This window comes from Agrococcus sp. HG114 (assembly GCF_024723325.1).
Taxonomy (GTDB): domain Bacteria; phylum Actinomycetota; class Actinomycetes; order Actinomycetales; family Microbacteriaceae; genus Agrococcus.
Window position 1 is genome coordinate 1 of record NZ_JANQCH010000291.1, and the last position, 415, is coordinate 415.

A 415-nucleotide genomic window follows, 5' to 3' on the forward strand; every position below is an offset into this window, starting at 1 on the left:
GTGCTGCGGCGCCTCGCGGAGGTGCCCGCCGAGGAGCGGCTCGCGCGGCTGGCCGCCGGGCTCGACGCCGACGAGCGGCTCGCGCTCGAGACCGCGCACCCCGCGTGGGTGCTGCGAGCCCTGCGACGCTCGCTCGACCGCGAGGGTGCCGCCGTCGAGCTGCCGACGCTGCTCGCCGCGGACAACGACCCGCCCGCCGTGCAGCTCGTCGCGCTGCCGGGGCTCGCGGATCCCGACGAGCTCGGGCTCGAGCGCACCGCGAGCCCCCTCGGGCGCACCGCGCCGTCGGGCGACCCCGCGCGCATCCCCCAGGTCGCCGACGGCTCGTGGCGCGTGCAGGACGCGGGCAGCCAGCTCGCGGCGCTCGCCCTCAGCCGCGCGCGCCCGGTGGCACCGGGGGAGCGCTGGCTCGACC

General features: G+C 80.7%; 1 pseudogene. It reads left to right on the forward strand.

From position 1 onward, the window contains the following. Positions 1–415: pseudogene (locus NWP09_RS13290) on the forward strand (rRNA small subunit methyltransferase B); the annotation flags it as partial.